Consider the following 15,668-nt stretch of genomic DNA (forward strand, 5'->3'; position numbering starts at 1 on the left):
GTTGCTTGGTTTAAACCCATGCATGCCGACCATCTCGACTGGTCCTTGCCCGCCCAGCGTCGCGGGACCTTACGCCGCATGGATGCCGCGTAAGAGCTACATGGACGTCCTTGCAGCGTGTCCCGCGATGGTGGGCGGGAAAGGGCCCTGCAGCCAGGCCGCAGATAGCCGGCCTGCAGTAGGCTGACGCGAAGTCGTTTTGTTAGCCGCTCTTAATCAGTGCCGTTGCTGGAACGCAAACACGAGGATCCCGTAAATCTTTATCTGATCGGTGTGTTGCCACCTGATGGACCTACTCGATCGAGAGGCGTCCCATGAAAGATATGAAGGCAGATGAACGTCGCCGCTTTTTATCAGGAGCCGTTGCCATTGCGCTTTTGGCAGCATCGCCCATCGCTGCTTACTCGGCTGAGCAAGCAGACACCACCACTCTTCCTCGGGCAATACCGAAGAAACAGATAGTTAGAGGTGAAGGTTCGAGGTGATCTGGGCGGAAGAGACGTTGACCTTCAACTAAGCCCTGGCGAAATTTCGCCCGTCCTGGTTCTACCGGACAACAGAAAATACCGCGTAAGCGCATCCATTATCCGTACCGACGCACGATTTGGGGACATCTACGCACTTGTTCTGGCAGACGCAAAAGGGAAAACCCTTGCGGCAACGAATATTGCGGAAAACACGACCGCGACGTTCGGCGATCACGGCGTTCAGATCTATCTACTTCCAATCGAGCAAACCACCTGATCAGAAGCGACTCCATCAAGGGCTTAGACGCTTGAAACTTGCCCAAAAAATTAGGGCCCGCCAATGGCGGGCCCTAACGCGAGCAATTGCCTGATTACTTCGCAGCAGCGTCGCCGGCCTTGGCCTGCAGGGCTTCGGTGGTGATGCGGATCTTGACCTCGTCGCTGACGTTCGGGGCGTACTGGCCCACGCCGAAATCGCTGCGCTTGATCGTGGTGGTGGCGTCGAAACCGGCAGCCGGCACCTTCTTCATCGGGTGCTCGCCGCCACCGTTGATGGTGACGTCCAGCACGACCGGCTTGGTCTGATCCTTGATGGTCAGATCGCCGGTGACGGTCAGCTTGTTGGTACCGGCCGCTTCGACCTTGGTGCTCTTGAAGGTGGCAGACGGGAACTTGGCCGCGTCGAAGAACTCGCCACTCTTCAGGTGCTCGTCGAACTTGGCGGTGAAGCTGTTCAGGCCGGACAACGGCAGGGTGACCTGCACGGTCGACTTGGTCACGTCGGCGGCGTCGTACACCAGCGTGCCGTCAACGTTGCCGAAGTGCGCGGTCGGGTTGGAGAAGCCGAAGTGGCTCCACTGCACCAGCACGTCGGTGTGGCTCGGGTCCAGGGTGTAGGTGCCCGAGGCCACTTCCACTGCCGGTGCGGTCGAGGCAGCTGGCGCAGCGGCCGGAGTAGCGCTGGCATCGGCCGGCGCGGTGGCAGCCGGGGTTTCGGCAGCAGGCGCGGCAGCGTTGTCGGCCGGCTTGGAGCAGGCAGCAATGGCAAGGGTCAGGGCAAGCGGCAGCAGCAGTTTGTGGGTGGTCTTCATTGAAACTCCATGTGATGAGAGACGCGTTGGAACAACGCGGATGGAACAGACGCAGACGGACGAGGACTGCAGGAAAGCGTGTGGGCAGCCGCTTATTCGATGCGTGCGGCTTCGTCAAAACTCAGACGCGGCAGGCGCGGAAACAGTCCGGCCGAGTCACCGTAGCCGAGATTGACCAGGAAATTGGATTTGATCGACGTGCCGGCAAAGAACGCGGCGTCCACCTTGGCATTGTCGAAACCGGACATCGGGCCGGCATCCAGACCCAGCGCACGTGCGGCCAGGATCAGATACGCACCCTGCAGCGAGCTGTTGCGGAACGCCGATTCGACGCGCCCCTCGCGCGGGCCATCGAACCAGCTTTTTGCGTCGGCATGCGGGAACAGGTACGGCAGTTTTTCGTGGAAATCCTCATCCGACCCGATGATCACCGTGACCGGCGCGGCCAGCGTCTTGGCGGCATTGCCCTCGGACAGCGCCGGGGCGAGTTTCTGCTTGGCCTGCGGGGTGGTCACGAACACAAACCGCGCTGGCGAGCCGTTGGCCGCAGTGGGCCCCCATTTCACCAGGTCATAGAGCTGACGCAACTGTTCGTCGCTGACGGGCTTGTCGAGAAAGGCATTTTGCGTGCGGGCAGTGCGAAACAGCTGATCCAGCGCGGTGGCGTTGAGCAGGTCGGACATGAAGGCTCCGGGAGGCAAGGAATGGACGACAGTAAGATGCAGCAACGACGCCGGCGTGAAGACCGCAGTGTAAAGTGGCGCGATTGCTGCGGCACACGCTTAATCTGAAACAAACCTATGTCGGATCTGAAACGATGGTGCTGACCTGGGCGCTGAGCGACGGCCGCGCCGGCAATGCACGCCAGGCCGAAGCGCTTGCGCGTGCGCTGCAGCCTGAGTCGATGACGGCCATGCATCTGCACACGCGCGCTCCCTGGCGCTGGGCGGCGCCGCGTTGGTTGCCTGGGGCGCACGCGGCCTTCGGCGTGGCGTTTGCCCGGCACCTGCAGCAACCACCGGCAGTGGCCATTGGCTGCGGACGCCAGGCTGCGCTGGCCACCCGACTGCTGGGCGCACGCGGCAGCCGCGCGGTGCAGATCCTTGACCCGCGCATGGACCCGGCCCGGTGGGACCTGCTGATCGTGCCCGTGCACGACCGTCTGCGTGGCGAGAACGTGCTCACCTTGCATGGCAGCCTGCATCCGGTGGACGACGCCTGGCTGGCCGCCGGGCGCGCCGCCTTCGCCACGCTCGGCACGTTGCCCTGCCCGCGTGTGGCAGTGTTGATCGGCGGCCCCACTGCGCAGGTGCCGTGGTCGCCCCAGGCGCTGGCGGCGCTGTGTGCGCAATTGCGCGAGCAGGTGCGCGCGGACGGCGGCAGCCTGTTGGTCACCGCCTCCAGACGCACCCCGGCCGAGGCGATCGCCACGCTACGCGCGGTGTGCGCAGGCTTGCCCGGTGTGTTGTGGTGCGATGCGCGCGATGGGCGCAATCCATATGCCGGCTTGCTGGGCTGGGCCGATGCGATCGTGGCCAGCGCCGACTCGGTCAACCTGCTGTCCGAAGCCTGCGCCACGCGGGTTCCGGTGGTGGCCGCGTTTGCCGAACAGGCACAGGGACGGGTTGGGCAGTACCTTCGGTCGCTGCACGCGCAGAGTCGGTTATGCGATGCGGGCGACATGCTCGCTGCGCAGCCGAACCTCGCGCCGCTGCGCGAAACCCAACGTATCGCCGCATTGGTCCGCGCGCGCCTGCACGTATGATGGTGCGGCGTGAGTGACACGCAGACACAAGGACGTCGCATCTGCATGCGAACCGTATCCACCACGCGCACGCGGTGCGTCATCGCACTGGCGCTGGCAAGCCTGCTTGCCGCCTCGCCCGCAGCGGCCGCGCCGGTCTGCACGCCGCATTACCCAACACCGGCGACGCTGGCGGCGATGTTCGACATGGCACGCTCCACACGCCAGGCGCTGGATGCACTGGAGGGCGCGCAGGTGGTGCTACTGGCACGCGGCGGCCAGGACCTGAGCCGCTATGGGCTCAAACACAGCCATCTGGCATTCGCGCTGCGCGAGGACGACGGCAGCTGGCGCGTCAGGCACCTGCTCAATCAATGCAAGTCGGACACGTCAGAGCTATATCGCGAAGGCTTGAGCAACTTCATCGGCGAGAGCGCCCTCAACGCAGACCTGCGCGTCGGCGTGCCCACGCCTGCACTGCAACGGCAGCTGCGCACGCTGTTGCAGGACCCCGGCGTGCTGGCGCACACACTGCACCAGGCGCGCTACAGCATCATTGCCTACCCTTTCTCCACCGAGTATCAAAATTCCAATCAATGGGTGCTTGAAGTAGTGGCGGCTGCACTCGCGGCAACCGACGCAAGCGCCACGGCATCTGCAGCGGTGCATGATCGCCGTAGCGCGCAGGCCTGGCTCAAGACCAACGGCTACCAGCCCACCCGCCTGCATCTCGATCTGGGCAAACGCATCGGCGCGCGTTTCTTCGTTGCCAATGCGGCCGTGACCGACCATCCTGCGGGCGAGCGGATTTCCGGCAACTATTCGGTGATCACGGTCGAGTCGGTGTTCGATTTCCTGCAGCAAGCGCATGTGCTGCAGCAGGATTTTCCCATCCCACGCCGCATCTCTACACACGGAGCGTCCCCATGAACCTCACTCTTCGCTCTGCCGGACTTGGCCTGCTGCTGGCCGTTGCATGCGGCCAGCCCCTGCGAGCCAACGCCGGCCTGCCGACGATCACGCGTGGGGATGCGTCGGTGATGTCCGCGATCCTGGTGATCTCTGCGCCGTACTTCGTGTCGTTGGCGGTTGGCCACAGTGCGATCGCGGGCTCGGAAGCGATCAGCGATGCATCGAACAAGGTGTCCGCCGGGCCGTTGCCGCCGATGCGGGTCAAGTCAGTGGAAAAAACCACCGATGGCGGCTGCGAAGTGCAGTTGCAGGACCCGCAGCAAACCGAGAACACCGCACTGCTGCGCTGGCCGGCGCGCCAGGACGACCCAACCGCCGGCTTCCGCGTCGGCGACACCGTGACCTTCCAGCCCAGCCCTGCCGGCGCCGGGTGGACGGTGCAATCGCCACAGGGCCAGGCGCTGGCCTTTGTGCCGACCGCCGAATCGGCCGCGCAAAACACCACCCAGACCTGGTGATGCCGGCAGGCGCAGCGACAACACGCTAGCCCGCTTCGGGCACACGGAGCGGACGAACGTCACCTTCTGCAACGAAGGGTCGTGTCTGCCCGGTCGCCGCGCCAGCGGACTGCTGGTCGCTCTACGCGATGTGCAGGCGACCACGGCGCACATCGCCACACAGGCGCTGTGACGTTGCATGATCGTTCCACCCCCTTGATCGGACAGCGCATGGATCACACGCCGCGATCGCCCACCCGCCTGTTGCCGGCTGCGCTTTTCGCAGGTGCGGCGCTGTGGCTTGGGGTTGGCCTGCAACCGCCGTGGTGGTGGGTGTGGCTGGCGCCGGCACCAGTGCTGTGGCTGGCCTACACCATCGAGCGCAAGGCGCACGCACGCATCGCGGTGTTGCTGGCCACCACGGTGGCGGCCACGCACTATGTGCCTTACTTCGGTCTGGTGATGCCGCTGCCGGCGGTGGTGCTGGCCACCTGCGCAATCGCACTGCTGTGGTCTGCGGTGGTGATGGGTGCGCGTGGCGTGGTGCGACGTCTGCGCAATGGATGGAGCGTGTTGGCTTATCCGCTGCTGTGGGTATGCGCCGACCTGTTGATGGCGCGGCTGCTGCCGGACGGCAATTGGGGCAGCCCCGCGTACACGCAGGCCGATGTCCTACCGCTGCTGCAGCTGACCGCGTTGACCGGGGTGTCCGGGCTGCTGTTCGTGCTGTGCCTGGTGCCCTCGGCGCTGGCGCTGCTGGTGTGGCGTGGCCATGCGGTGCGCCGGCCGGTACTGGTCCTTGCTGCCGTCACGCTGACGCTGGCGGCAAGCGCCGGCTACGGCATGTGGCGTCTGCAGACGCCGGCCACAGGCAGCCCATTGCGCATCGGTCTGGCCGCCATCGACGACTCGATTGGTCCATCGGCCACGCCGGTGTACTGGCAACCGGTCCGCAATCGCTACGCCGCCCTGATCGCTACGTTGGCGGCGCAGGGCGCGCAGCTGGTGGTGTTGCCGGAGAAAATCGCGGTGTTGCCGCCGCAGCAACTGGCGCAGTGGCAACAGCACTACAGCGCGCTCGCCCGGAAGCACCGGTTGTGGGTATTGATCGGCATTGCCGAACACGGCGCACAGCCGCGCAACCTTGCGTGGCTGTTCGACCCGCAAGGCGTGCGCGTGGAGCGCTACGAAAAGCAGTTTCTGGCCCCGCCGGAACGCGCGCAGCAGTATGCGCATGGAACCGACTACGCCATCCATCGTGTCGATGACATGCGCTGGCGGCTGGCGATCTGCAAGGACATGCTGTTCGCGCAGCTGGCACGGGCCAACGGCCAGCGCAACGCGGCGCTGATGCTGGTGCCGGCCTGGGATTTCGCCTATCGCGATGCGTGGATGTCGGCGCAGATGACGGCGCTGCGTGGCGTGGAAAATGGCTATACCGTGGTGCGCAACGCGCGCGAAGGCTTCCTGAGCGTCACCGATGGCTACGGCCGCGTGCAGCTGCAAACCCGTAGCGCGCCGATGCCCGGAACCAGCGCGATCGTCGACGTACGGATCGGCCCGCACGTAACCACGCTCTATACCCGCATCGGCGATGTGTTCGGTGGCGTGTGCGCGCTTGCGTTGTTGGTGCTGGCACTGTTGACGCGCCGGCAGGCAACCAGCAACCAGCGCGGCGACACAGCCGATCGATGCACGCATCCGGCGATTGCGCAACCACCCTGAGGTGCACCAGCAAAGCTGGCGCCAGCACACCGTTTCACCCGATCGCATGCCGCGCCCGCGTCTGCGCCCGGCCCCGCGCACTGGCCCACACCCACCCAGACGCAGATAATCCGCGCTGACTTATGCGTGCCGCACCGCCATGCCCACCACTTCGCCCACCTTGTTTACCCCCCTCACGGCACGCGCGTTGGCGTGGTCGGTACTGGCCATGGGCGCGGTGGTGCTGTTGTCCAACATCCTGGTGCAGTACCCGATCAACGATTGGCTGACCTGGGGTGCGTTCTCGTATCCGTTGGCGTTTCTGGTCAGCAACCTGATCAACCGGCGCTTCGGGCCGCGTGCGGCGCGCAAGGTCGCTTGGTGCGGTTTTGCGCTGGCGGTGATGTTGTCGTTGTGGCTGGCCACGCCTCGCATCGCGGTGGCGTCGTGCACTGCCTTCATCGCTGCGCAGTTGCTGGATATCACCGTGTTCGATCGGCTGCGCCGTGGCAGCTGGTGGCGCGCGCCGATCGTGGCGACCACCTGCAGCGCCACGCTGGATACGGCGATCTTCTGGAGCATTGCCTTTGCCGGCATGGCGTTGCCATGGGTCAGCTGGGCGGCTGGCGATCTGGCGGTGAAGCTGGGGATGGGCGTGTTTTTGCTGGGGCCGTTCCGCGCCTTGCTATGGCGGACGACGCCACCACCGAGACCCTGAGCGCGCCAGGCTGGCGCGCACGTTACAAGCAGGGATTGCGTGCAGAGTCCGATACGACCAGCCATCCACCAGGCCGGTCTGCAGGCACGACTGATCGCAGCGCAACGCGCAGACGCATCGGCCGGCTACAACGGCGCGGCATCCTTGCCGGCCGGAAACTCCAGCCCCTGCATCCGCGCAGTGTTGAAAATCTGTTGCCGTGCCTGCTGGACCGGAGGCGTTGGCGCGATCAACCGTGGCCTGCGGTCCAGCGTGCAACTCAGGCCCGCCTCCACCAGCGTGGCGTGGGCCTGATGCAACGCTGCTGCGCTCTCCGGCGGGAGCCATTGCACCTGTACCAGCGCATCGATCAGCGTGGGTGTATCGCAGGCCAGCAGCAACTGCGGCTGCTGTGCGGCCTGGCCGAGCACGCCGGCCTGCAGCACGAATTCCAGATCGACCAGACCGCCGGCGCCTTGTTTGAGATCCAACCGCCCCGCATCGCTGCGATCCAGTTCGCTGCGCATGCGGGTGCGCATCTTGCGCACATCCTCATGCAGCAGTGCAGGGTCGCGCGCGCGTGCGAGCGTCTCGCTGCGCACCTGCGCGAAGGCATCGCACAGCGCGGCATCGCCTGCCACCGCACGCGCACGCACCAGCGCCTGATGCTCCCAGGTCCAGGCGCGCTCGCGTTGATACTCGCGGTAGCTGGCCAGCGACGACACCAGTGCACCGGTGCCGCCGTCCGGGCGTAGCCGCACATCGATTTCATACAGGCTGCCTGCGCCGGTTTCGGCAGCGAGCAATGCCATCACCTTCTGCGCAAGCCGGGCAAACCAGCGCCCGGCGTCCAGCGGCCGCGCACCATCGGAGGCCTCGCTGTCGCGCGGGTGATCGTAGAGAAACACCAGATCCAGATCCGACCCGAAGCCCAGTTCCAGCCCGCCCAGACTGCCGTAACCGATGATGGCGAAGTGGCCGCCTGGCACCTGCCCATGCGCTGCGATCAGTTCGCGGTGTGCCAGCTCCAGCACCGTCTGCACTACCGCCTCGGCAAGCCAGGCCAATTGCCGCGCGCTTTGCACTGCCGCCTGGCGACCGTCGAGCGTGGCCAATGCAATACGGAAACTCAGCGCAAGCCGGCGCTCGTTGAGTTCGCGCAACGCCGCCTCGGTGTCGTGGATCTGTAAGGTGTCGACACATGCAACGTGCAAGGCTTCACGATCGGGCAACGGCCCGCTGATGCGGGTGTCGAGCAATTCGTCCAGCAGCAACGGATGCGCGGCCAGGCGTTCGGCCAGCAAGGCACTGCGCGAGAGCACATCGACCAGCCGCGCGAGCGCGCTGGGCTGTTCGTCCAGCAGCGCCAGATAGCTGGTGCGGCGCAAGGTAGCCTGCAGCAGCCCGAGCATACGGCGTACCGCAGCATCGGGCTGGCTGGCGCGGGTGGCCGCGTGCAGCAGCGCCGGCATGACGCGGTCGAGCCGTGCACGCGCACTGTCGGAGAGCGCGCGCACGCCGGAGCCGTGGGCGAACTCGGCCAGCACCTGATGCGCGCCGCCTGGATCGTGCAGGCCGATGCCCGACAACGGCGCCGCATCGCCTTCCGGCAACGCACGCCAGTAATCGGCTAGCGCATCCGGGGCGGTGGTGCGCACGCGCGGCGCCAGCAGTTCAGCGAATTCGGCGGCCACGCGAGTGCGGTGCGGCGTCAGTGCCTGCAGCAACGCCGCCCACTCCGCATAGCCCAGGCCCAGCGCGATGCGTTCGCGGTCCAGCGGCGCCTGCGGCAAGGCATGCGTCTGCGCATCGCGCAGCATCTGCAGGCGATTTTCGAGCCGGCGCAAAAAGCGATACGCCTCGGTCAATGCGTGCCCGTTGTCGGCGTCGATCTGGCCTGCGTCCACCAGCGCCTGCAGCGCTGGCAGCAGGCGACGCTCGCGCAGGGCCGGCTCACGGCCACCGCGAATCAATTGCAACGACTGCGCCAGGAACTCGATCTCACGAATGCCGCCCGGCCCGCGTTTGATATCGTCCAGCCGATCGTGGCGTGCGACTTCGGCCGTGATCGCGGCCTTCATCTCACGCAGGCCGTCCAGCGCGGTGAAATCAAGATAGCGCCGGTAGACGAACGGCCGCAGCGTTTCCAGCCATGCTTCGCCGGCATCGATATCGCCGGCCACCGCGCGCGCCTTGAGCCAGGCGTAGCGCTCCCAATCGCGGCCTTCGCGCTGGAAATACTGGTCCATGCCGGTGAACGACAACGCCACCCGCCCGGCGGTGCCGAACGGGCGCAGACGCAGATCCACGCGGTGACTGAAACCATCGGCGGTGGTTTCATCCAGCAACTTGGCCAACTGCTGGCCCAGGCGTGCGAAATATTCCTCGGCCGCCAGCACACGCGCGCCGTCGGACTGGCCGCCTTGGGGATAGGCGTAGACCAGATCCACATCCGACGAGAAATTCAGTTCGCCACCGCCCAGCTTGCCCAGCCCGAACACCACCAGCCGCTGCACGCTGCCGTCCTCGGCAATGACCTGCCCATGGCGGCTCTCGAATTGCTGTTCGAGCGCCTGCAGCCCGCACTGCAGGCAGGTCTCGGCCAGCCGCGTGGCACCCGCCAGGGTGTCGTCCACACAGTCCAGGCCGAGCACGTCGCGCCACACCAGACGCGTGGATTCGGCACTGCGATACCGTCGCAGCTGCGCCGGCCAATCCTGCGGCTGGGCCGGATCGAGCACCGGCACTGGCAAGGGCGGTGGGTCGGGCTGCGCCAGGTGATGCAGCACCGCCGGCTGGCGCGCCAAGGTGTCGAGCGCACATTCGCTGGCGAGCGCCACCTGCTCCAGGTGCCGGTCGACATCGGCGCCCGGCCAGGGCTGATCGGCCGAAGCGGCCTGACGGACACGCGCGACAGCCCGCTCGATCAGAGCGGTGAGCGCAGGAGATGCGGATGAGGAGGGCAGCGACATGCGCGGATTCTGGCATTCCCGCGCGGCAGCGGCACGTGTGGGTGATCGATCACCGCAGTGGGATGGCGCTGCGCGCTGCAGGCAACACACCGCCGATGCGAACTCCCCAGATCAACGTGTCACCCCGTGCCTTGAAGCCCGGGCTCACCTGAGGACTCCTGCACCGCCTTGGCGACAAACGCACGCAGTGCGCCGCCGTCACTACAGGCGCTGCCGGCCGCTTGCCAGGCAAGCCATGCCTCCCAGGACCACCGCCAGGCATGCGCCGGGACGCAGCGCATAGGCCAGCCCGGGCGCACCCCCCAGCGCAGCCAGACTCAGCAACCCCGGCCACAACGCCGTTCCCACCGCAGCGCCCCAACCGCCAACGAACTTCATCCGGACTCGACCGGCCAGGTGACGGGCAATAAAAAAGCCCGCTTGCAGCGAACTGCCAGCGGGCTTTGCTCCCTCCCCCACGTCGGGATGCAGGAGCATAGTGCGCGCCCCAAACGCGACTTGCACGCTGCACTGCAAAACAACACCAGACAGTACAGAACTGGCGCTTATGCCCGCACGCACGTTGGCCCAATTCCGGGGTTATCGCAGCAAATCCGGCTGAGCCTGGTACCACTGCGCCGCACGCAGCACATGCCACTCCGGCGTGCCGTTGCGCAAGCCCACCGCCGCGCTCGCTACGCCCCAGCGCGCGAGCAGGCTGCCACTGCGCTGGCTGCCCTGCAGACGCAGACGCGCATCGACCTGAAAGCGCGCGTTGCGCGCCTGCAGGCGATCGACGATGACCGTCTCGCCCTGCCAATGCACCCGGCCGGTCACCTGCGCCTGGCCGGCATCCACCAGCCGCAGCATCCAGTCCGGGATCGAGCGGTCGCGCGTATACAGCGCCATCAGAAATGCCAGATCACGCATCTGGATCCGCACGCGTCCATCCACACCGACCGGCGGACGCCATTGCATGCGCGTGTCTTCCAGGACGATGCGCGCCCACCAGCCATCACGGCGTTGTCCATCCGGGCCGGTAAAGCCGACATTGCGCAGCTGGATGTTGCTGGCATCGAGGCTGAAGTTCTCTGCGCGTAGATCGCCGCGCCGCAAACGCAAATCCGCATCCACATCGCCACGCAATGCCAGGCCGGCAAACTGCAGCCGCGCCGCGCGGGCGCCGATGCGCAAGCCGCCCTTGCCGATACGCCCGCCGGGTTCGATCTGCAGATCGCCGCTGAGTACGCCGCTGCCGCCATCGAAGCGCAGTTGCTGCTGCGGCAGATAGCGGTTGTAGGCGCGCAGATCCGGCACGCGCGCATTGGAAAACAGCAGATGCGCACGCGTGGCATCGCGCAACGTGGCCAGGTTGCGTGCATCGGCGCGCGTCTGCAGATCCAGACGCAGATCGCGGCCCTGCACGAACGGGCGCGTGGGTGCGTCGCGATGGGCGATCGAGAACTGCTGCATCTGCAGGGCAAGTGACGGCAACAACTGTCCATCTGCATCGGCGTCCACGCGCAGATCGGCGCTGGCCTCTCCGTCGATCGCGTGTCCCATCACCCCGACATGCGCGCGTACGTGCGGCACCTGCAGGCGACTGCCGGCACCGAGCCGGCCACGATCGATACGCAGATCGGCATCCACCAGTCCATCGCCTTGCAACGTCAGCCAATCGACATCGGGAAACAGCGCAGGAATCCAGCTCAGCGAAGACAGCTGCCAATGCAGGCGCGCATGCCCGGAGGTGCGCGGCAGCAGGGTGCGCAGGGATTGCAACGGCAATTGCCGGCCTTGCACGCGCAGATCGGCGTCCAGCGTCAGACCGGCATCGGCCGGCTCGGGCATGCTCAGCTTCACGTGCATGTCCTGATCGACCTGCAACTGCGCGGCAATCTCGCCCAGCGCCGCAGCCGGCGTGCGCATGCTGTCGTACACCGGTGCGCGCCATTGCAGCTGGCTTCCGGGCTGCAGGGCGCCGCGCATCCAGCGCAATTGACCATCTGCGCGCCCATTGCCGGCACGTGTGGCAAGCGTCTGCCGACCCTGCGCATTGCGTGTCACGTGCAACGCTGCGGTGTCGCCGTGCAGCTCCACCAGCGCGTCGGTGAGCAGCAATACCGCCAGCCCGCGCGCCTGATCGGGCGCATGTCGCGCGATGCTGGCGTCGATGCGTAGCTGGCCGTTGCGCAACACGTCGCTGTCACCCCAGCGCATCCGTGCGTTGGCAAACGTGGCACGTGAGGGGAAGAGTTCCATGGGGCCGCCGCGCAGCTGCTTGAACACGCCGAGCTGCAGGTTGCCGTCTCCTTCGATATGCAGCTGGCGCAGCGTCAATGCCTGCACCTGCTCGGCAACGATGCGGTCGAATTGCAGGGTCCAGGCTGGAGCAGTCGAGGCAGTTGAACGGGGCGGCTGCGCGGACTGCGGCATGCGCGCGGATGCGCGAGCACTCTGCGGTGGCGGCGTGCTCGCCGAGACCTCGGCGTTTTTTATCGGTGTCGGTGTCGGTGTCGGTGTCGCATCCTGCACTGCGGCGACCGCATGCGTTGCGGATGCGCCATGCATCGGTGCGGCGGCAGCCTGGGCGTCTGGCATGCGGGCCGCTGATGGCGTCGCTGCGCCACCCGACGCCGCGACGGCGGCATGCAGTCCTGCACGCACACCGGAGACATGCAGCTGAGGCACCAGCAGTTGTCGATGCAGTAAGGGCAGTAGCCGCACCTGCCCGCTCATGCGCTGCGCACTGACGTTCCAGCTGCTGCGTGGCGAATGGCCTTGCATGTCCACATTCCACAGTGCCAGCCGCCCGGGCCACCAGGTCACGCCCGGACCCCATTGCATTGTGAATCTGTCCGGTTTGCGATTGAACGCCGCCGGTCCCAGCGGCGTATTGAGCAGCAGATTGCCGAGCAGCAAATAGCTCGCGTACAGCGTCATCAGCGCCACCACCGGCCAGCGCACTCCACGGGGCAATGCACGCCAGCGGGCACGAATGGGCGTTGTCATGGCGGCAGGCTCCTGAAGACTGCGCCTGCAGCGCGGCGCAATGGGTCAAGTGTGCCGTAAGTGCAGTACGCCGCGTCGCCCCATGAGGGGCAGCGCGTCGCGCGTGAGTCGCGCAGCAGCGTGGATGCAGCTGCGAAGGCAATGTGCGTGCGTGCGCAGCGAGCCCTCATCCCGGTTCGCGCAGGCACAAAACGCAAGACGAATCCCCGCTCGAAGCGGTGATAGGTCCGGCGCTGCACTAACCGCAGCGAGCGCCAACCACGCGCCACATGACCTCGAGCGCTGGACGCCTCACTTCGAGCTCGCCACTGCGGGCAGCAAACCCGGCTGCGCGTCGTACCACGCGCGTGCGCCGGCCAGATGCCACTGGCGTTGCGTGCCATCGAGCTCGATGCCGGCGCCGAGCACGCCCCAGCGCAGATACAGATCGCCACGCCGCTGCGCGTCGTTCAAGGCCAGCCGGGCCCGCAACGACAGGCGTGCGTTTTCTGCATGCAGGTCATCGATCACGACGTTCTGCTTGCGCCAGCGCACCCGGCCGGTGGCATCGAGCTCGCCGGAGTCCAGCAACCCCAAGACCCATCGCGGATAGTCGGCGCGCTGCGCAAATACCGACAGCAGCGGCGCGGCATCGCGCATGCGAATCGCCGCATCGGCATCCACCTGGAACGGTGCACTGGCCTGGATGGTGCCGGCGCCGACAGTCATCTCGCCCCACCATGCGCTGTCGTTGCGGTTATCGCCCACGCGCATGTTGCGCAATCGTACGCGCGTGCCACTGAGGTCGAAGAATTTGTTCTTGAAATCGGCACGCTGCAGCTGCGCCTGCAGCTCGGCATCGCCCTGCATCTGCACGCCTGCCATCGCCAGATGCGCGCCCTGTCCGCGCAGGTTGGCGTGGCCGCTACCGACCTCGCCGGAGGCATTGAGCGCCACGTCGCCGGTCAGGCTGCCACTGCCGCCGAGCAGGCGCAGGTTCTTGCCCGGCAGATAACGGTTGTAGACGGTGAGATCGGGCACGCGCGCATCGCTGAAACGCAGTTGCGCCTTGACCGTGTCGCGCAGGCGCGCCAGTTCCGCATCGCCCTGCATCGCCAGCTGCAGATCGCGGCCATCCAGCAGTGTCTGCTTGGGCGCATCGTGCGGCGTGGCCTTGAAGGTGGGAATGCGCACATCCAGGTGCGCTTGCGGCGTGGCGGCATCGTCGATGCGTCCATGCGCTTTGGCGATCCCGGCCAGACGCGTATCGAACACCTGCGCCACAGCGTCCACGCGCGGAATGTCCAGGCTGCTGCCGCTGGCGAGCCGGCCTTGCGCCAGATGCAGATCGGCCTCGACCAGACCACCACCTTGTAGCTGGAACCACGGTTTGCGCACGAACAGCTCGGCAATCCAGTTCAGGGATTCGAACTTCCAGCGTCCACGCACATGCCCGGATAAACGCGGCAGGATCTGCACCGGTTCCTGGAACGGAATGCTGCGCCCAGCCACGCGCAGATCGGCGTGCAGCTCGCTGCCGGTGGCTTCATCGCGCGGCAGCCGCGCCTGCACCCGGATATCGCGCGCCACATCCAGCTGCAGCGCCAGCATGCCGCGATCGGTCGCGCCAACGCCCGCCAGCAACGGCAAGCGCCAGACCGCATGGCTGCCCGGCTGCAGGGCGCCGCGATCCAGCGTGATGTCTGCCTCCACGCGCGCCGCCGAGGGTCCGCTACCGATGTCCACGTGCGGCGCGCCGGTGTCGATCTTCAACGCAACCGTGCTGGCCTTCAACTGCAGGCGAGCGTGGGTGATGGCGAGCTTGCGCAGGCCCGGTGCCTCATCGCGGTAATGGCGTGGAAACTGGAATTGCGTGTCCAGCTGCGCGCCATTGAACACCTGCACGCCGTCGTAGCTGACCACCGCATCGGTAAAACTCGCCTCGGAAGCAAACAGCTCCGACGGGCCGCCTTTGAGCTGCTTGAGAAAGCCGACCGTGGCCTGGCCTTGCCCGGCAATCAGCAACTTGCCCAGACGCGCACTGCGGATGCTGTTGCTGGTGATCGCATCGAAGCGCAGCGTCCAACCCTGATCGCCACGTGGCGGTGGCGGAATGGGTGTGTCGGAGGTTTCAACTTCCGCGCTCAGGCCGGTGGCGTGCAGCCAAGGCAAGCGCACTTCGCGCCGGAACAGCGGCAGCAAGGCGACGCGCGCGTTGGCGCGATCGGCATGCAACACGTACACGGTGCGGTTGGCCTGCCCGCGCATGCGCACGTTCCAGGCCATCACCTGGCCCGGAAACACAGTGAGCGCGGGGCCGGTCTGCATGGTGAATTTATGCGGCTGCCGATTGGTGACGGCATCGAAGAGCGGCGTATTGAGAAACAGGTTGCCGGCCAGCAGATACAGCGCATACAGCGCCACCAGCACGACCACTGCAATGCGCCACGGCCGGGGCCAGCGCTGGAAGCGATCGCGAAGTGTGGGCATGGGCGCAGGCAGTGATGAGTCTGCCGTCACTATCGCGGTTGCACTGGCGGCGAGGCGTGAACATGCGCATGGCCGGTGTCGCGCTCGCTCATTCCACCAAGGTCGCGCCCCGATCGAGGTGTGC

At 66.4% G+C, this 15,668-nt stretch carries 11 protein-coding genes and 1 pseudogene; 6 read left to right on the forward strand and 6 right to left on the reverse strand.

Annotated elements, in window-relative coordinates; translation table 11 throughout:
• The first annotated feature begins 443 nt into the window (after positions 1 to 443).
• Positions 444 to 744: pseudogene (locus tag GGR61_RS13495) on the forward strand (hypothetical protein).
• A 94-nt stretch (positions 745 to 838) separates the two neighbouring features.
• Here GGR61_RS13495 and GGR61_RS13500 read toward each other — a convergent pair.
• Both GGR61_RS13500 and GGR61_RS13505 read right to left on the reverse strand, forming a co-directional pair.
• On the reverse strand, positions 839 to 1,558 hold the full coding sequence (locus GGR61_RS13500) for a YceI family protein (RefSeq protein ID WP_184621970.1): 720 nt from the start codon (positions 1,556 to 1,558) through the stop codon (positions 839 to 841).
• A gap of 92 nt (positions 1,559 to 1,650) precedes the next feature.
• Positions 1,651 to 2,241 (reverse strand): malonic semialdehyde reductase, encoded by a 591-nt coding sequence (locus GGR61_RS13505; protein ID WP_184407788.1) that lies wholly within the window; start codon positions 2,239 to 2,241, stop codon positions 1,651 to 1,653.
• A gap of 134 nt (positions 2,242 to 2,375) precedes the next feature.
• Between GGR61_RS13505 and GGR61_RS13510 the strand changes: the two genes are divergently transcribed.
• The 5 genes from GGR61_RS13510 (at position 2,376) to GGR61_RS13530 (ending at position 7,133) form a co-directional block, all read left to right on the forward strand.
• Entirely contained in the window at positions 2,376 to 3,323 is a 948-nt protein-coding gene (locus tag GGR61_RS13510) for an ELM1/GtrOC1 family putative glycosyltransferase (RefSeq protein ID WP_184621972.1), read from the forward strand.
• 45 nt (positions 3,324 to 3,368) lie between these two features.
• Positions 3,369 to 4,232 (forward strand): DUF2145 domain-containing protein, encoded by an 864-nt coding sequence (locus tag GGR61_RS13515; protein ID WP_184621973.1) that lies wholly within the window; start codon positions 3,369 to 3,371, stop codon positions 4,230 to 4,232.
• Positions 4,229 to 4,732, forward strand: coding sequence for a hypothetical protein (locus GGR61_RS13520; protein WP_184407791.1), 504 nt, complete (start codon positions 4,229 to 4,231; stop codon positions 4,730 to 4,732). The genes GGR61_RS13515 and GGR61_RS13520 overlap by 4 nt, the downstream gene beginning before the upstream one ends.
• Before the next feature lie 210 nt (positions 4,733 to 4,942).
• Positions 4,943 to 6,436, forward strand: coding sequence for a nitrilase-related carbon-nitrogen hydrolase (locus GGR61_RS13525; RefSeq protein WP_184621974.1), 1,494 nt, complete (start codon positions 4,943 to 4,945; stop codon positions 6,434 to 6,436).
• Between the two features lie 139 nt (positions 6,437 to 6,575).
• Entirely contained in the window at positions 6,576 to 7,133 is a 558-nt protein-coding gene (locus GGR61_RS13530; protein WP_184621975.1) for a queuosine precursor transporter, read from the forward strand.
• A 125-nt stretch (positions 7,134 to 7,258) separates the two neighbouring features.
• Here GGR61_RS13530 and glnE read toward each other — a convergent pair whose 3' ends face one another.
• The 4 genes from glnE to GGR61_RS13550 all read right to left on the reverse strand — a co-directional run bounded on the left by glnE (position 7,259) and on the right by GGR61_RS13550 (position 15,544).
• Positions 7,259 to 10,084, reverse strand: coding sequence for a bifunctional [glutamate--ammonia ligase]-adenylyl-L-tyrosine phosphorylase/[glutamate--ammonia-ligase] adenylyltransferase (glnE, locus tag GGR61_RS13535; RefSeq protein WP_184621977.1), 2,826 nt, complete (start codon positions 10,082 to 10,084; stop codon positions 7,259 to 7,261).
• 201 nt (positions 10,085 to 10,285) lie between these two features.
• Positions 10,286 to 10,462 (reverse strand): hypothetical protein, encoded by a 177-nt coding sequence (locus GGR61_RS13540; protein WP_184621979.1) that lies wholly within the window; start codon positions 10,460 to 10,462, stop codon positions 10,286 to 10,288.
• A gap of 201 nt (positions 10,463 to 10,663) precedes the next feature.
• Complete coding sequence (locus GGR61_RS13545) at positions 10,664 to 13,075, reverse strand: hypothetical protein (protein ID WP_184621981.1); 2,412 nt, start codon at positions 13,073 to 13,075, stop codon at positions 10,664 to 10,666.
• A gap of 291 nt (positions 13,076 to 13,366) precedes the next feature.
• Positions 13,367 to 15,544 carry a hypothetical protein gene (locus tag GGR61_RS13550; RefSeq protein ID WP_184621983.1) on the reverse strand — a complete coding sequence of 726 codons (2,178 nt, stop codon included), beginning with the start codon at positions 15,542 to 15,544 and terminating at the stop codon, positions 13,367 to 13,369.
• Positions 15,545 to 15,668: the final 124 nt, after the last annotated feature.

Origin of the sequence: Xanthomonas sp. 3058 (assembly GCF_014199765.1) — a bacterium.
Classification (GTDB): Bacteria; Pseudomonadota; Gammaproteobacteria; order Xanthomonadales; family Xanthomonadaceae; genus Xanthomonas; species Xanthomonas campestris_B.

Coding starts and splice junctions, on each gene's coding strand:
- GGR61_RS13550 (WP_184621983.1), bottom strand. CDS start 15,544: ATGCCCACACTTCGCGATCGCTTCCAGCGCTGGCCCCGGCCGTGGCGC.
- GGR61_RS13500 (WP_184621970.1), bottom strand. CDS start 1,558: ATGAAGACCACCCACAAACTGCTGCTGCCGCTTGCCCTGACCCTTGCC.
- GGR61_RS13505 (WP_184407788.1), bottom strand. CDS start 2,241: ATGTCCGACCTGCTCAACGCCACCGCGCTGGATCAGCTGTTTCGCACT.
- GGR61_RS13525 (WP_184621974.1), top strand. CDS start 4,943: ATGGATCACACGCCGCGATCGCCCACCCGCCTGTTGCCGGCTGCGCTT.
- GGR61_RS13520 (WP_184407791.1), top strand. CDS start 4,229: ATGAACCTCACTCTTCGCTCTGCCGGACTTGGCCTGCTGCTGGCCGTT.
- GGR61_RS13515 (WP_184621973.1), top strand. CDS start 3,369: ATGCGAACCGTATCCACCACGCGCACGCGGTGCGTCATCGCACTGGCG.
- GGR61_RS13540 (WP_184621979.1), bottom strand. CDS start 10,462: ATGAAGTTCGTTGGCGGTTGGGGCGCTGCGGTGGGAACGGCGTTGTGG.
- GGR61_RS13510 (WP_184621972.1), top strand. CDS start 2,376: ATGGTGCTGACCTGGGCGCTGAGCGACGGCCGCGCCGGCAATGCACGC.
- glnE (WP_184621977.1), bottom strand. CDS start 10,084: ATGTCGCTGCCCTCCTCATCCGCATCTCCTGCGCTCACCGCTCTGATC.
- GGR61_RS13530 (WP_184621975.1), top strand. CDS start 6,576: ATGCCCACCACTTCGCCCACCTTGTTTACCCCCCTCACGGCACGCGCG.
- GGR61_RS13545 (WP_184621981.1), bottom strand. CDS start 13,075: ATGACAACGCCCATTCGTGCCCGCTGGCGTGCATTGCCCCGTGGAGTG.